Annotated in this window: 14 protein-coding genes; 6 read left to right on the top strand and 8 right to left on the bottom strand. The window is 65.8% G+C overall.

Annotation, left to right across the window (positions count from 1 at the left end; genetic code table 11):
- Window positions 1-268 precede the first annotated feature (268 nt).
- From AC1DT6_RS14185 to AC1DT6_RS14175, 3 genes are read right to left on the bottom strand one after another with little or no spacing between them, the layout of a single operon-like run.
- Window positions 269-1,840, bottom strand: a complete 1,572-nt coding sequence (locus AC1DT6_RS14185; RefSeq protein WP_441636440.1) for a benzoate-CoA ligase family protein — start codon at window positions 1,838-1,840, stop codon at window positions 269-271.
- 49 nt (window positions 1,841-1,889) lie between these two features.
- Window positions 1,890-3,434, bottom strand: a complete 1,545-nt coding sequence (locus AC1DT6_RS14180; RefSeq protein WP_477114742.1) for a 3,4-dehydroadipyl-CoA semialdehyde dehydrogenase — start codon at window positions 3,432-3,434, stop codon at window positions 1,890-1,892.
- Between the two features lie 10 nt (window positions 3,435-3,444).
- Window positions 3,445-3,909 carry a DUF4863 family protein gene (locus tag AC1DT6_RS14175; protein WP_441636436.1) on the bottom strand — a complete coding sequence of 155 codons (465 nt, stop codon included), beginning with the start codon at window positions 3,907-3,909 and terminating at the stop codon, window positions 3,445-3,447.
- An 89-nt stretch (window positions 3,910-3,998) separates the two neighbouring features.
- Between AC1DT6_RS14175 and AC1DT6_RS14170 the strand changes: the two genes are divergently transcribed.
- From AC1DT6_RS14170 to boxA, 4 genes are all read left to right on the top strand, one after another.
- Window positions 3,999-4,982: a helix-turn-helix transcriptional regulator gene (locus tag AC1DT6_RS14170; protein ID WP_441636434.1), complete on the top strand. Its 984-nt coding sequence runs from the start codon at window positions 3,999-4,001 to the stop codon at window positions 4,980-4,982.
- A 116-nt stretch (window positions 4,983-5,098) separates the two neighbouring features.
- Window positions 5,099-6,757, top strand: coding sequence for a 2,3-epoxybenzoyl-CoA dihydrolase (gene boxC, locus AC1DT6_RS14165; protein ID WP_441636432.1), 1,659 nt, complete (start codon window positions 5,099-5,101; stop codon window positions 6,755-6,757).
- A gap of 107 nt (window positions 6,758-6,864) precedes the next feature.
- Complete coding sequence (gene boxB / locus AC1DT6_RS14160; protein WP_441636442.1) at window positions 6,865-8,292, top strand: benzoyl-CoA 2,3-epoxidase subunit BoxB; 1,428 nt, start codon at window positions 6,865-6,867, stop codon at window positions 8,290-8,292.
- Between the two features lie 136 nt (window positions 8,293-8,428).
- A complete protein-coding gene (boxA, locus tag AC1DT6_RS14155) occupies window positions 8,429-9,709 on the top strand; it encodes a benzoyl-CoA 2,3-epoxidase subunit BoxA (protein ID WP_441636430.1) in 1,281 nt (426 codons plus the stop codon).
- A gap of 126 nt (window positions 9,710-9,835) precedes the next feature.
- Here the strand turns inward: boxA and AC1DT6_RS14150 are convergent, their stop codons facing one another.
- From AC1DT6_RS14150 to AC1DT6_RS14135, 4 genes are all read right to left on the bottom strand, one after another.
- The gene (locus tag AC1DT6_RS14150; protein ID WP_441636428.1) at window positions 9,836-10,303 is read right to left on the bottom strand and encodes a nucleoside deaminase; all 468 of its coding nucleotides are present in this window, start codon (window positions 10,301-10,303) and stop codon (window positions 9,836-9,838) included.
- 32 nt (window positions 10,304-10,335) lie between these two features.
- The gene (gene uraH, locus AC1DT6_RS14145; RefSeq protein ID WP_441636426.1) at window positions 10,336-10,671 is read right to left on the bottom strand and encodes a hydroxyisourate hydrolase; all 336 of its coding nucleotides are present in this window, start codon (window positions 10,669-10,671) and stop codon (window positions 10,336-10,338) included.
- 64 nt (window positions 10,672-10,735) lie between these two features.
- Window positions 10,736-11,284 (bottom strand): hydroxyisourate hydrolase, encoded by a 549-nt coding sequence (uraH, locus tag AC1DT6_RS14140; RefSeq protein WP_441636424.1) that lies wholly within the window; start codon window positions 11,282-11,284, stop codon window positions 10,736-10,738.
- Window position 11,285: 1 nt separating this feature from the next.
- The gene (locus AC1DT6_RS14135; protein WP_441636422.1) at window positions 11,286-12,644 is read right to left on the bottom strand and encodes an MFS transporter; all 1,359 of its coding nucleotides are present in this window, start codon (window positions 12,642-12,644) and stop codon (window positions 11,286-11,288) included.
- A 350-nt stretch (window positions 12,645-12,994) separates the two neighbouring features.
- Here AC1DT6_RS14135 and AC1DT6_RS14130 point away from each other — a divergent pair, with 350 nt between their 5' ends.
- Window positions 12,995-13,945, top strand: coding sequence for a LysR family transcriptional regulator (locus AC1DT6_RS14130; protein ID WP_441636420.1), 951 nt, complete (start codon window positions 12,995-12,997; stop codon window positions 13,943-13,945).
- Window positions 13,946-14,070: 125 nt separating this feature from the next.
- The gene (gene uraD, locus AC1DT6_RS14125) at window positions 14,071-14,616 is read left to right on the top strand and encodes a 2-oxo-4-hydroxy-4-carboxy-5-ureidoimidazoline decarboxylase (protein WP_441636418.1); all 546 of its coding nucleotides are present in this window, start codon (window positions 14,071-14,073) and stop codon (window positions 14,614-14,616) included.
- Between the two features lie 53 nt (window positions 14,617-14,669).
- Here uraD and AC1DT6_RS14120 read toward each other — a convergent pair.
- Window positions 14,670-14,797, bottom strand: a 128-nt coding sequence (locus AC1DT6_RS14120) for an acyl-CoA dehydrogenase C-terminal domain-containing protein (RefSeq protein ID WP_441634434.1), incomplete at its 5' end; no start/stop codon positions are given.

Genomic DNA, 14,797 nt, shown 5'->3' with positions numbered 1-14,797 from the left:
GGGGCGACCTACTTTCTTGTCTTGCCAAGAAAGTAGGCAAAGAAGGCGCGCCGGATGGGGCGACCCCCTCCTCGTCGGCAGGCAAAAAGAGCGGCCGCCTTAAGGCGATGCTCAGACATGGCCCCCTCTTTTCCGCTCTTTTTGCCTGCCGACGAGGCGCCCCATACGGCCTGGTACACCTTGACGGCTCGCTTCGCATCGCTTGGGGGGCTCGCTTCGCATCGCTCTTATTCTTTGCGCCGGTTGGCTCCCTCTCCCGCTTTGTTTCTCACGCTGGCGCGCTTTCCATCTCCCGCAGCCTGAACCGCTGTATCTTCCCCGTGGCTGTCTTCGGCAGCGCGTCCATGAACTCGATGATGCGAGGGTATTTGTATGGCGCCAGCCGTTCCTTGACGAAGGCTTTCAGCTCCGTCTCGCTCACCTGCGCGCCGGGTTTGAGCACCACGAAGGCTTTGGTCTTGGTGAGGCCCGCTTCGTCGGGGACGCCGATCACGGCGGCTTCGAGCACCGAGGGGTGCACCATCAGCGTGGCTTCCACTTCGAAGGGGGATACATAGATGCCGCTGACTTTGAGCATGTCGTCGCTGCGGCCAGCGTAGCTGTAGCTGCCGTCGGCGTTGCGTACGTATTTGTCGCCGCTCTTGGTCCAGCCGCCGCGGAAGGTCTCGCGCGATTTCTCGCGGTTGCCCCAGTACATCAGCGCCGCGCTCGGGCCCTGGATATAGAGGTCGCCGACGTCGCCGTCGGGCACCGGCCGGCCGTCTTCGTCGCGCAGTTCGACCACATAGCCGGGTACCGGCCAGCCGGTGGTGCCGTAGCGTACCTGTCCCGGACGGTTGGACAGGAAGATATGCAGCATTTCCGTCGAGCCGATGCCGTCGATGATCTCGCAGCCGAAGCGCGCGGTGAAACGCTCGCCGATGTCGGCCGGCAAGGCCTCGCCGGCGGATGAGCACAGGCGCAGCGAGACCTGTTCCCGCTGCGGCAGCCCGGGCGCGGCGAGCATGCCCGCGTAGCCGGTGGGCGCGCCGAAGAACACGGTCGGCTGGTTTTCCAGCCAGCGCTTGAAGGTGGCGTCCGGCGTCGGCCGTTCGGCCATCAGCACAACGGTAGCGCCCACGCTGAGCGGGAAGCTGAGGCCGTTGCCGAGCCCGTAGGCGAAGTAGAGCTTGGCCGCCGAGAAGCAGATATCGCTCTCGCACAATGAGAGGATGGGCTTCGCGTAAAGCTCGGCGGTCCAGTACGGATTGCCCTGGCTGTGCAGCACGCCTTTGGGACGCCCGGTGGAGCCCGACGAATAGAGCCAGAAGCCGGGATCGTCGGGGCCGGTACCAGCCGGCGCCGGTAGCGGCGCGTGGCCATCGATCAGCGCATCGAGCGCGATCATGCCGTGCGCAAGCGGCCCGGCGGGCCGGGAGACGATCACGCGCCCGATCTCATGGCCGCCCTGGGCGATGGCTTCCTGCAGCACGGGCAGCAGCGCGCCCGAAACCAGCACCGCCTGCGCGCGGCTGTGCTGCAGCATATAGGCGTAGTCATCGGCGGTGAGCAGGGTGTTGACCGCCACCGGCACGATGCCCGCGTATATCGCGCCGAGGAAGCACACCGGCCAGTCATTGCAATCGTGCATCAGCAACAGCACGCGCTCTTCGCGGTGGATGCCGCAAGCCTGCAGCGCGGCAGCGAGCCGGCGGATGCGGTCGGCCAGTTCGCCATAGCGCATGTGGCCATGGTCGTCGATATAGGCAACCTTGCCAGGCCGCTGCGCATTGCACGCGATCAGGTGCTGGGCGAAGTTGAACGGCGTCCCGGGCGGCTGGACCTGTGGTTCGGCTGTCATGCGTGTCTCCCCGTATCGGTGGTGTATTGATTTCGCCGGCGGCGCGCGCCTACAGGCGTTCCAGCACATGGGTGCCGGCCTGTACGGCGCTGCGCCGGTGATAGAAGTTCAGCGCGCGCAACCCGCCCAGCTCTTCGCCACCGCCGGCGCGGCCGGGGCCGCCATGCAGCGACTGCGGCATGACGTTGCCGTGGCCGGTGTGCAACTGGGCCACCTCGGGGGAGATCACGTGGACGCGTCCGTGGCTGTCGGCAAGTTCGACGGCGATGGCGGCCAGCGCTGCGGGATCGCTGCCATACAGCGACGCCACCAGCGATCCCTGGCCCCGGCGCACCAGGGCCAGCGCATGGGCGCCGTCGCGGTAGGGCAGCAGCGTGGCCACGGGGCCAAACACCTCGGTGTCGTGGACGCGACCGGCGGCGTCCGCATCGCGCGCGCCCAGCTGCGTGGGGCCGATGCAGCAGGCCACGGCAGGGTCGGCATCGACCAGCGCATGCGTGGCGCCGTCGTGCAGCACTTCGGTTTGCGCCTGCAGATAGCCGAGCCCTTCGCGCACGGACGCGAGTTGCGTCCGGCTGACCAGGGCGCCCATGCGCACCGACTCGTTGCGGGGATTCCCGACCGTGGTCTTGCGCAGGCGTGCCCCGATGGCTTCGGCGGCAGCGCCATACAAGGCCTCGGGCACGAAGATGCGGCGGATGGCCGTGCATTTCTGCCCGGACTTGACGGTCATTTCCCGCGCGGCTTCCTTGGCGAGCAGATCCAGTGCTTCGCTGCCTGCGGCCTCGCCAGGCAGCAGCAGGGCCGAGTTGACGCTGTCGGCCTCGATATTGACGCGTACCGAGCGTTGCGTCACCGCGGCATGCGAGCGGATCAGCGCGGCAGTCTCGGCCGAGCCGGTGAAGGAGACGACGTCGAATGGCTRCAACTGGTCGAGCAGTCCGGCCGCGCTGCCGCACACCACGGAGAGCGCGCCGGGCGGCAACACGCCCGCCTCGACCACATCTTTCACCATGCGCTGGGTCAGCCACGCGGTGGCCGTCGCCGGCTTCACGATCACGGGCACGCCCGACAGCAGCGCCGGCGCGGCCTTCTCCCACAACCCCCAGCCCGGGAAATTGAAGGCATTGATGAAGAGCGCCACGCCGCGCGTGGGTGCCAGCACATGTTGCGACTGGAAGAGCGGATCCTTGCCGAGGCGCGCGGCATCGCCGTCGATCAGGTAGCGGCGGTCGCCCAGCGACTCGCCGAGCTTCGCATAGGTGCCGAGGGTAAAGATGCCGCCATCGATATCCACCGCGGAATCGTTGTGCACGGTGCCGCTGTTGGCGGTGGCGATCTCGTAATACGCATCTCGGTTGGCTTGCAGGATCTTCTGCGCGGCGGCCAGCATGGCGGCGCGCTCGCGATAGGTCATGGCGCGCAATGCGGCACCGCCTTGCTCCCGCGCAAAGGCAAAGCCCGCCGCGAGGTCGAGCCCGGTGGCATCGACGCGCACCAGGGCATCGCCGAGGACGGGGTCGGACAGCGTCGTACCGTTGCCGGAGCCGGCCTGCCAGCGGCCGCCAAGATAGTTGGAAAGCAATTCGGTCATGGGGCGGTTCTCAGCGGGTGAAGTCGATGCGGCCTTCGGGCAGCAGGTAAAGGACGAGCGCGCGCCCACGGGTGACGGTGGGCCGGTGCGCGCTGCCCGGCGGGCAGACCAGCCAGCCGGCGGGGCGGCCGTCGAACTCGGCGCCGGCATCGACCGGCACGATCAGGTCGATCTCGCCATTGGGATGGGTGTGATGCGGGCCGGCGATGTCCTGCATATCGACCACGTCGACCGAAAAGCCATGCAGGTCGGCGGCCGGCTTGAAGATGCGGCCATAGCGGATGCCGCCGCCCTCGCGGTCGCACAGCCAGCCCTCGGCCACGCCGGTCTCGCAGGCGTTCTTCAGTGCGCTATAGGTAGGGCTGCCGACGCCGTGTTCGGCATTGAGCCAGGCATCCAGGGAGGCATCGAGAGGGCGGCCGGCAATGCGGGCCGTGAGCCGCGCGATCTGCTCGCGGAATTCGGTGGGGGACATGAAAGACGCTCCGTTAGACTTAGCCAGGTTGCATACCCGCGTTTCATGCATTATTGTGCATGAATGAAACATAGAGCCGTCACCAAACCATGTCAAGCACTATATTGCATGAAGCCGGGTTAACGCGGGATGCCCGCGATGCCAAAGACGACAGGGATGCCGATGCCGCGCACGGCAACGGCGCCAGCACCGAAGCCGGCTCCCATGAGAAAAATGCCTTTCTCGTCGCGCTGGGCGAGCGCGTGCGCGAGCTGCGCGCGCGGCGGGGTTTGACGCGCAAGGCCACGGCGCTGGCGGCCGGCGTCTCGGAGCGGCATCTCGCCAACCTGGAGTACGGCAGCGGCAACGCATCCATCCTGGTACTGCTGCAGATCGCCTCGGCGCTGCATTGCTCGCTGGCGGAGTTGCTGGGCGACGTGTCGACCTCTTCGCCGGAATGGCTGCTGATCAGGGAACTGCTCGAACACCGCGACGAAGGCACGCTGCGGCGCGTGCGCATCGCCGTGGGCGAGATGCTGGGCACCGGCGGCGGCAATGCCGCGCGCAGCCCGCGCGTGGCGCTGATCGGGCTGCGCGGCGCCGGCAAATCCACGCTTGGCGGCATGCTGGCCGAGGATCTTGGCTTCCCCTTTGTCGAGCTGAGCCGCGAAATTGAGAAGTTTGCCGGCTGCAGCATCTCGGAAATCCAGGGCCTCTATGGCATGAACGCCTACCGCCGCTACGAGCGGCGCGCCCTGGAGGAAGCCATCCAGATCTATCCGGAGGCAGTGATCGCCACGCCGGGCGGGCTGGTGTCGGACCCGGCGACCTTCAACCTGCTGCTGGCCCACTGCACCACGGTGTGGCTGCAGGCCAGCCCGGAAGATCACATGAACCGCGTGCGCGCCCAGGGGGACTTCCGCCCGATGGCGGCCAGCAAGGAGGCGATGGAAGACCTGCGGCACATCCTGGCTGGCCGCGCTGCCTTCTATTCCAAGGCGGATTTCACGGTCGACACCAGCGCGGAACCGCTCGAATCCACCTTCCTCGCGCTCCGGGAGCGCGTGCGTTACGCCTTGCAACTGCCCGTCTGAGCCTCTCCTCCGAAAGATGCACAATATTGCTTGACTGTTTTTCAGCACATGAACTATAGTTCTTTCACTGAATCACGACCCATGCACTATTGTGCTTCATCGCTGAGGAGACACTCATGACTACCGCCCCCCGCGTCGACTACCAGACCGACCCGTCCCAATACAAGCACCTCAAGCTGACGTTCGACGGTCCCGTTGCGACGCTGGCGGTGGACATTGACGAGAACGCTGGCCTGCGCCCCGGCTACAAGCTCAAGCTCAACAGCTACGATCTCGGCGTCGACATCGAACTGAACGATGCGGTCAACCGCATCCGCTTCGAGCATCCCGAGGTGCGTACCGTGGTGCTCACCAGCGGCAAGGACAAGGTGTTCTGCTCCGGCGCCAACATCTTCATGCTGGGCGTCAGCAGCCATGCCTGGAAGGTGAACTTCTGCAAGTTCACCAACGAAACGCGCAACGGGCTGGAGGATTCGTCGAAGCACAGCGGCCTGAAGTTCCTCGCCGCGGTCAACGGCGCCTGCGCGGGCGGCGGCTATGAACTGGCGCTGGCCTGCGACGAGATCATCCTCGTCGATGACCGCTCCTCCGCCGTGAGCCTGCCCGAAGTGCCGCTGCTGGGCGTGCTGCCCGGCACCGGCGGCCTGACCCGCGTGACTGACAAGCGCCACGTGCGCCACGACCTCGCCGATATCTTCTGCACCACCACCGAAGGCGTGCGCGGCCAACGCGCCAAGGACTGGCGCCTGGTGGACGACATCGCCAAGCCCGCCGTGTTCGCGCAGAAAGTGCAGGAACGCGCGCTGGCCCTGGCCGCGCAGAGCGACCGTCCGGCCGGTGCGAGCGGCGTGGCGCTGACGCCGGTTGCGCGCACGCTGGAAGACGATGCCTTGCGCTACACGCACGTCACCGTGGAGATCGACCGCGCCGGACGCAAGGCCAGCTTCACCGTCAAGGCGCCGTCGGGCCCGCAACCGCAAAGCGTCAGCGCCATCGCCGAAGCCGGCGCCGCCTGGTATCCGCTGCAACTGGCGCGCGAACTGGAAGACGCCATCCTGTCGATGCGCACCAACGAGCTCGACATCGGCACCTGGCTGATCAAGACCGAAGGCGATGCCGCCAACGTGCTGGCCATGGACGCCACGCTGCTTGCCAACAAGGATCACTGGCTGGTGCGCGAAACCATCGGCCTGCTGCGCCGTACCTTCTCGCGGCTGGATGTGTCATCGCGCAGCCTGTTCGCGCTGATCGAGCCGGGCTCCTGCTTTGCCGGCACGTTCCTCGAACTGGCGCTGGCTTGCGACCGCAGCTACCACCTGGCGCTGCCGGACGACGAAGCGCGCGCCCCGAAGATCACCGTGGCCGAGACCAATTTCGGCTTGTACCCGATGGTGACCGGTCAGAGCCGCCTGGGCCGCCGCTTCTACGACGAACAACCGGCGCTGGATGCGGTGCGCGCCAGGGCCGGCCAGCCGCTCGACGCCGACGCTGCGTTCGCGGTCGGCCTCGTCACCGCCAACCCGGACGATATCGACTGGACCGACGAAGTGCGCATTGCGCTGGAAGAGCGCGCGTCCATGTCCCCCGATGCGCTGACTGGCATGGAAGCCAACCTGCGCTTCAACGGCCAGGAGAACATGTTCACCCGCATCTTCGGGCGGCTTACCGCCTGGCAGAACTGGATCTTCCAGCGTCCCAACGCCGTCGGCGAGAAGGGCGCGCTCAAGGTCTACGGCAAGGGCGACAAGGCCGCGTTCGACTGGAATCGCGTCTGACGTTGTTCTTTAGTTAAAGCATCGTCGTGCGGCGCATGTCCGGGTGGGGCGCCGCACCTGAAATCGAACACGCGCCACCACATGCACAGCCAGCTTCGGAGACCATGATGTCCAGCATCAACTACAGCGACAAGATCCCCAACAACGTCAACCTCAGCGAAGACCGCACGCTGCAGCGCGCGCTCGAGCAATGGCAGCCCAATTACCTGAGCTGGTGGAACGACATGGGGCCGGATGGCTCGCAGAACTTCGACATCTACCTGCGCACCGCCATCAGCGTCGATCCGCAGGGCTGGGCGCACTTCGGCCATGTGAAGATGCCGGACTATCGCTGGGGCATTTTCCTGAACCCGGCCGAAGCCGACCGCAAGATCCATTTCGGCGACCACAAGGGCGAGGATGCCTGGCAGGACGTGCCCGGTGAATACCGCGCCAACCTGCGCCGCATCATCGTGACCCAGGGCGATACCGAACCCGCGTCGGTGGAGCAGCAGCGCCACCTCGGCCTGACCGCGCCGAGCATGTACGACCTGCGCAACCTGTTCCAGGTCAACGTGGAGGAAGGCCGCCACCTGTGGGCGATGGTCTACCTGCTGCACAAATACTTCGGCCGCGACGGCCGCGAAGAGGGCGAAGCGCTGCTGGAGCGCCGCAGCGGCCAGCAGGACAATCCGCGCATCCTGCAGGCGTTCAATGAAGAGACCCCGGACTGGCTGTCGTTCTTCATGTTCACCTACTTCACCGACCGCGACGGCAAGTTCCAGTTGTGCGCACTGGCCGAAAGCGCTTTCGATCCGCTCGCCCGCACCACCAAGTTCATGCTGACCGAGGAAGCGCATCACATGTTCGTCGGCGAGAGCGGCATCTCGCGCGTGATCCAGCGCACTTGCCAGGTGATGAACGAACTGAAGACCGACGATCCCGCCAGGCTGCGCGCCGCCGGCGTGATCGACCTGCCCACCATCCAGCGCTACCTGAACTTCCACTACAGCGTGACCATCGACCTGTTCGGCGCGGATGAGTCAAGCAACGCCGCCACCTTCTACAGCACCGGCCTCAAGGGCCGCTACGAGGAAGGCAAGCGCACCGACGATCACGTGCTCAAGGGCCAGACCTACAAGGTCCTGCAGGCGGTGGGCGGCCAGCTTGTCGAGAAGGAAGTGCCGATGCTCAACGCGCTCAACGAGGTATTGCGCGACGACTACATCAAGGATAGCGTTGCCGGTGTGGAGCGCTGGAACCGGGTCATCGACAAGGCCGGCATCCCGTTCCGCCTGAAGGTGCCGCACAAGGCGTTCCACCGCAATATCGGCGCGCTTTCCGGCGTGAAGATCGCGCCGGAAGGCCGGGTGATCTCGGACGCCGAATGGAAGGCGAACGTCGACCAATGGCTGCCGAGCGAGACCGACCGCGCCTTCGTGGCCAGCCTGATGGGCCGCGTGGTCGAGCCGGGCAAGTTCGCCGGCTGGATCGCGCCGCCGGTGATGGGCATCAACCGCCAGCCGGTGGATTTCGAGTACGTGCGCTTCAACTGAGCGGCACAAGAGAAAAGAGACAAGCGACAAGCGACAAGCGACAAGCGACAAGCGACAAGCGACAAGGGCGGGGGACTGCTGGACCCCACGCCCGAAGGCCCCGGCCACAGGGGCCGCTTCACCCCCGGAGATTGCCATGGACATGTCCGACATCCAGGTCATCAGGCAGCACCTGATCGACCCCGAGATCTGCATTCGCTGCAATACCTGCGAGGCTACCTGCCCGGTCTCGGCCATCACCCACGATTCCCGCAACTACGTGGTCGATGCCGACAAGTGCAACTCCTGCATGGCCTGCATCTCGCCGTGCCCGACCGGATCGATCGACAACTGGCGCACCATGCCGCGCGTCAAGGCCTACAGCATCACGGAGCAACTTGGCTGGGAGACGCTGCCTGACGAGATGTCAGCCGAGCAACTGGCTGCCGAAGGCGTGGCGGCGGATGCCGAGCCGGTCCTYGAATCCGCGGCGGTGACGCTGCCTGCCGCCGTCACCGGCGACGACGTATTCAACAGCGCGCAGTCTGGCGCCACCGTGCCGCCGTGGTCGGCCGCGCACGCCTATACCAATCTCTACGGCGCCAAGGCCGCGTCCCGCTCGATCACCGCTACCGTCACCGGCAATGCACGCGTGACCGAAGTCGGCCGCGAGTACGATACGCACCACATTGTGCTGGACTTCGGCACTTCGCCTTTCCCGGTGCTGGAAGGCCAGTCGATCGGCATCGTGCCGCCTGGTGTGGATGCCAGCGGCCGGCCGCACCATGCGCGGCAGTATTCGCTTGCCAGTCCGCGCAATGGCGAGCGCCCGGGATATAACAATATCTCGCTGACCATCAAGCGGGTGCTGGAGGACCACCAGGGCAATCCGGTGCGCGGGGTGGCGTCAAACTATATGTGCGATCTGAAGGTGGGGGACAAGGTGGAGGTGATCGGGCCGTTTGGCGCGAGCTTCCTGATGCCGAATCATCCGCGCTCGAATATCGTGATGATTTGCACGGGTACCGGCAGCGCGCCTATGCGGGCCATGACCGAATGGCGCAGGCGGTTGCGCAAGTCCGGGAAGTTCGAGGGGGGCAAGCTGATGTTGTTTTTCGGTGCGCGCACGCAGGAGGAGTTGCCGTACTTCGGACCGCTGCAGAGCCTGCCCAAGGACTTCATCGACACCAACTTCGCCTTCTCGCGTACACCGGGTCAACCCAAGCGCTATGTGCAGGACGTGATGCGCGAACGCGCCGCCGACCTGGGGCCCTTGCTTGCTGATCCGAACACCTGCTTTTATGTTTGCGGGCTGAAGAGCATGGAGGAGGGGGTTGTGCTKGCGTTGAAGGATGTGGCGGAACAGGCGGGGTTGTCGTGGGACACCGTCGGCGCCGCGTTGAAGAAGGATGGGCGGTTGCATCTGGAGACGTATTGATCTATTAAGGGTGGGCGCCCGCCGGGAACGACGCGCCACACCCGGACCATGCCTGTTGCTCAAAACCCATAACTAAGCGACGCAATCACGCGGTTCTCCTGATGCACCCCGGTTCCTGCCCGCGGGTCAGACGGCCTGGCGCTTGTGCCAGGCCTCATACAGGTCCTCGCCTTCATCGCGAACGGGGATGCACTCCAGCGCCATTTCCCGCTCCGCCACCGGCTTTGCCAGTTCAATGTAGCCGCGCTCGGCCGACAGGTCGTACGGCGCGCCGGCTTCATTGGAGTAGGCGTAGTAGACCTTGCCGACGCCCGCCAGGTACATCGCGGTCAGGCACATCGGGCAGGGATAGCCGCTGGCGTACACCGTGCAGCCGGTGAGATCCGGCTTGCCCAGCGCGGCTCCGGCCGCGCGCACGGCCTGCATCTCGGCGTGGGCGGTCGGGTCGCAGGTGGCATCCACTTCGTTGACCGCCTTTGCAATGACCTCGCCGTTCCTGACCACCACCGCGCCGAAGGGCCAGGTGTTGCGCTCCCGGACATTGCCCATGGCCAGGCGGATCGATTCGATGAGGTGTTGTTCTGCTTGTGTCATGCGTGGACTCCGGGGAAAGATTTCAGGTTGTTTCAACTGCCGCGGTAGGTGGAAAAGCACCACGGCGAGCACAGCAGTGGCACGTGGTAGTGCTGCTTGGGGTCGGCTACCGAGAACCGCACCGGGATCACGTCGGCAAAGGCGCTGGCCGCCTTGAAATGCGCGCCGACCTGGAAGCGCAGCTCAAACTCGCCGGCGCGCGCCTGCGGCGCCGGCAGCATGGGCGCGTCCGTGCGCCCGTCGGCGTTGCTGCGCGTGCTGTTGAGCAGCGTGGGCGGCGACGTGCCCAGGTCGAAGAGGTCGATCTGCATGCCCGCGATGGGCCGGCCGCTGGCGAGATCGAGTACGTGTGTGCTGATGCCTGCCATCTGCTTGCTCCGTAGTTGAGAGAGTCAGTGAGAGTGTTCGTGCCGTTGTCCCGGGCCGTTGTCTTCAGCTGCCGCGGTAGTAGGTATAGCTCCACGGCCCGAACTGCACCGGCAGGTGGATGCGCTCGCGCGTATCCGCGACCTGGAAGCGGATCGGTACCTTGGACAGGAAACCCGGCCGCGGCAGCTTCGCCTGGCGCATTGCAAAGTAGTCGTCCACGTGCAGCAGGAGTTCGTAGCTGCCGGCGCGGTAGCTGTCGTCGATCAGCAGGGGCTCGTCCACGCGGCCGTTTGCGTTGATCGTCAGCGAGCGCAGCAGCGTGGGCTTGCCGTCCTTCAGCACGGAGAAGTCCACGCGCAAGCCGGTGGCGGGCACGCCATGGTAAGTGTCGAGCGTATGGATGGTCAGCCGCGGGCTCACGCCATGCAGCACGATCGGGCCTGCGTCCTGCGCCGGGGCCGGCGTGCCCGCGGGTGCCTGCGGCGTTGCCGCCAGGCCGCTTGCAGCCAGCAGCATGCCGCTGCCGAACAAGGCGCTGCCGATGGCGAACTGCCTGCGGGGCTGATCGACGTGTTCGGCAAGCGCGTTGGAATCGATGCGATGGTCTTTCATCTCAGGCCTCCTGGGTCTTCCTGGACTTCATGGTGTTGACGGTGGCTGCGATCCCGATGAGCACAAGGATGGCTGCCAGCAGTTCGATGGCGGCCACCAGGTAAAGCCCCGGTGCAATGCGTCCCGTGGCGTTCTTCACCAGGCCCATCAGGTAGGGCGCGCCGAAGCCCGCGAGATTGGACACCGAGTTGATCAGCGCCACGCCCACCGCCGCCGCGCCACCGGCCAGGAAGCGGTTGGGCAGTTGCCAGAACACGGGGATGGCGCTCATGGTCCCGGCCAGCGCGATGGTCATGGCCAGCAGCGCAAAGACCGGCGAAAGGCTGCCAAAGTCCATCAACAGCGCCAGCGTGCCCATGGCCAGGGCGCCGCAGATGGCGGGTGCGCTGAAGTGCCACCGCACCTCCTTCCTGCGGTCCGAATGCGCGCCGTTGGCGATCATGCCAACGGCGCCGCACAGGTAGGCCAGCGCGGCGATCCAGCCGATGGCGACCGGTGTCGTAAAGCCCACGTCCTTGATGATGGTGGGAATCCAGAACGTCAGGGTCGAGTTCGCGCACAGCAGGCAGAAGAAGATGGCGATCAGCAGCCAGACCTTGGGATTGCGGAACAGCGTGCGCCAGTCGGTGCCGCGCTCGCCCAGCGCCAGGTTGTCGCGCTCCAGCCCTTCGCGGATCACGCGCTTTTCTTCCGTGTTGAGCCAGCCGGCCTGCTCCGGCCTGTCAGTCATGTAGAAAAAGGCCACCACGCCGGCCAGCACCGAGGGAATGCCTTCGAGCACGAACAGCCATTGCCATCCATGCATGCCGTTGACCCCGGCCATCGACGTCATGATCCAGCCCGCGATCGGGCCGCCCAGCACGCCGGCGATCGCCGATGCCGACATGAAGGTGCCGAATGCCCGCGCGCGGCGCTCACTCGGATACCAGTAAGTGAGATAGAGGATCACGCCCGGATAGAAGCCTGCCTCGAAGGCGCCGAGCAGGAAGCGCAGCACATAGAACTGCGTGGGCGTGGTGACCAGCGACTGCAGCATGCAGATCACGCCCCAGCCGATGGTGATGCGCATCACGGTCTTCTTCGCGCCGATCTTTTGCAGCAGCATGTTCGACGGCACTTCGAACAGGAAGTAGCCCAGGAAGAAAATCCCCGCGCCCAAGCCGTAGACCGCCTCGCTGAAGCGCAGGGCATCCAGCATCTGCAGCTTGGCGAAGCCGATGTTGACGCGATCGAGCCAGGCGAGAATCCACAGCACGCCGAGAAACGGCAGCAGCCGCCATGAAACCTTGCGATAGACGCTGTCCTCCGTGCCGGCCGCGCTGGCGGTGTAAAGAGGGGCGATCTGCTCTGTTGCAGACATGGTGTCTCCTTGGTTGAGTCCCGTACATGCGGGCTGCATTTGCTTTGAGGCAGAGTACATGAGCGCGCCGCGCAAAGTTAACCGGGGGCCTGCTATAGAGCGCATATCAGAGTTGATATCCGTGGCGGACCGGTGTCGCATCCGTGTCGGTAACCGGGGCGTATGAGACGCCTGAGGCGCAGGCAAGTGTCCGGGTTCGACCGAATCGCGCCTGGCGGCGCATCGATGGTAGAAGGAGGGAGCGGCGAAGCGCGCCGCGTCAGCCCGGTTTTGTCGGCGGACAATCGTGTGCGGCGCCAGTTGTCGGGCGATCCGGGCCGCCGGGCATGTCCCGAACAAGGAGTGTTGGAGTGATCCGAGCAGACGACCCGTTCGACACCTATCTGCTGCGTGTGTTGTGCACGCTGATCGCGGAACAAAGCGTATCGCGCACGGCGATCCGCCTCAACCAGTCCCAGCCCGCCATCAGCGCGGCGCTCAAACGGCTGCGCGAAATCTTCGGCGACCCGCTGCTGAACCGGGAAAAGAACGTGATGGTGCCGACCGAGCGCGCGGTGCAACTGGCCCGCAGCGCCCAGGCCGCGCTGGTCGCGCTGGACAAGCTGCTGGTCGACGAGGAAGCCTTCGATCCCGCCACCACGGAACAGAACTTCACGGTGGCGATGCCGGACTACCTGGCTCCGACCTTCTTCGCGCACGTGGTGAAGGCGTTCAGGGCATCGGCGCCGCGGGCCAGGCTGGTGACGCAGGCGCTCGGGCCGCAATATGACTATGAACAGGCCCTGGCGGAAGGTACCGTGGATATCGTGATCGGCAACTGGCCCAGCCCGCCCGAGCACCTGCATCTGTCGGTGCTGCTCGAAGACGAAGTCGTCTGCGTGCTCGCCGACGACAATCCGCTGGCGAAAGCGGGCAAGATGACGGCCGAAGCCTATCTGCAGGCGCCGCACATCGTGCCGATGCCATATTCGCGCGGCCAGCGCGGCGTGGTGGAGACCGGCCTGGGCACGCTGCGGCTGCACCGCGACCGCAAGGTCAGTTGCCCGTATTTCAGCCTGGCGCCCAACCTGATCCCGGGCACGGACCTGATCCTGACCACCGCGCGGCATTTCGCCAACTACTACGCGGCGAGCCTGCCGCTCGCCATCGTCGGCTCCCCGATCTCGTTCCCGTTCATGCGGTTCTACCAGTTGTGGCACCCGTCGCGCCATCGCTCTGCCTCGCACGTGTGGCTGCGTGGCTTGCTGACCGATGCCTCCGAGGAACTCCGGCGCCTGCGCGACATGCCCAGGCAGGCCTAGCGGCGCGGCCCCATCCGGAATTGCTATACGTGTTATAGGAGCCAGCCCCTCCTGCCCGGACCGCCTTCGTCCCTATACTCGGCGCATCGATTCATCTCACCCCCGAAACCGGACGACGACATCCCATGCAAGCGAACCACGACCTCCACGCCATCAATGCCATGGACAAAGCCACGTTCACGCGTGCCCTGGGCGACGTGTTCGAACATTCTCCCGAAGTGGCCGAAGCGGCCTGGGAGGCGCGCCCCTTCCCCACGGTTGCCGCGCTGCACGACGCGATGATGGCCGCGATCCGCCGCCGCGACGAGGCGGCCCAGACCGCTTTCCTGTGCCGCCATCCGCCGCTCTCGGCGCGTGCCATCCGCGCCGGCGCGCTGACCGAGGCGTCGAGCGCCGAGCAAAAGAGCGCGGGGCTGGATGGGCTGGCGGAAAGCGAGGAAGCACAACTGCAGTCGATGAACCAGGCTTATCAGGTGCGGCATGGCTTTCCCTTCATCATCTGCGTGCGGCATTACACGCGGGACGGAATCTTCTTCGAACTGGAGAAGCGCACCGGCCGCAGCACCGCGCGCGAGCTGGAGGAAGCCCTGGACCATGTGCAGGCCATTACCCGCGGGAGGCTGCAGCGCTGCATCGGGTTTGCGGCGGGTCACCCTGTGCAGGGAAAATGAGAAAAGGCGGCCCCGCCGGGCCGCCTTTCTTATTTGCCTGCTACCGGGCGATCTCAGAACTGCGCTTCGCTCAACGCATTGACCGGCACCGCGCCTGCCACGACGGCATCGCGCAAGGCCGACGCCTGCGACAGGATGTGCTCCGCGAAGAAATGCGCGGTCGCGATCTTGGCATCGCTGA

The organism is Cupriavidus sp. 01L45 (genome assembly GCF_056399885.1).
This window is presented reverse-complemented; position numbering and strand designations above follow the sequence as displayed.

Coding starts and splice junctions, on each gene's coding strand:
- AC1DT6_RS14185 (WP_441636440.1), bottom strand. CDS start 1,840: ATGACAGCCGAACCACAGGTCCAGCCGCCCGGGACGCCGTTCAACTTC.
- AC1DT6_RS14175 (WP_441636436.1), bottom strand. CDS start 3,909: ATGTCCCCCACCGAATTCCGCGAGCAGATCGCGCGGCTCACGGCCCGC.
- AC1DT6_RS14170 (WP_441636434.1), top strand. CDS start 3,999: ATGTCAAGCACTATATTGCATGAAGCCGGGTTAACGCGGGATGCCCGC.
- boxC (WP_441636432.1), top strand. CDS start 5,099: ATGACTACCGCCCCCCGCGTCGACTACCAGACCGACCCGTCCCAATAC.
- boxB (WP_441636442.1), top strand. CDS start 6,865: ATGTCCAGCATCAACTACAGCGACAAGATCCCCAACAACGTCAACCTC.
- AC1DT6_RS14150 (WP_441636428.1), bottom strand. CDS start 10,303: ATGACACAAGCAGAACAACACCTCATCGAATCGATCCGCCTGGCCATG.
- uraH (WP_441636426.1), bottom strand. CDS start 10,671: ATGGCAGGCATCAGCACACACGTACTCGATCTCGCCAGCGGCCGGCCC.
- uraH (WP_441636424.1), bottom strand. CDS start 11,284: ATGAAAGACCATCGCATCGATTCCAACGCGCTTGCCGAACACGTCGAT.
- AC1DT6_RS14135 (WP_441636422.1), bottom strand. CDS start 12,644: ATGTCTGCAACAGAGCAGATCGCCCCTCTTTACACCGCCAGCGCGGCC.
- uraD (WP_441636418.1), top strand. CDS start 14,071: ATGCAAGCGAACCACGACCTCCACGCCATCAATGCCATGGACAAAGCC.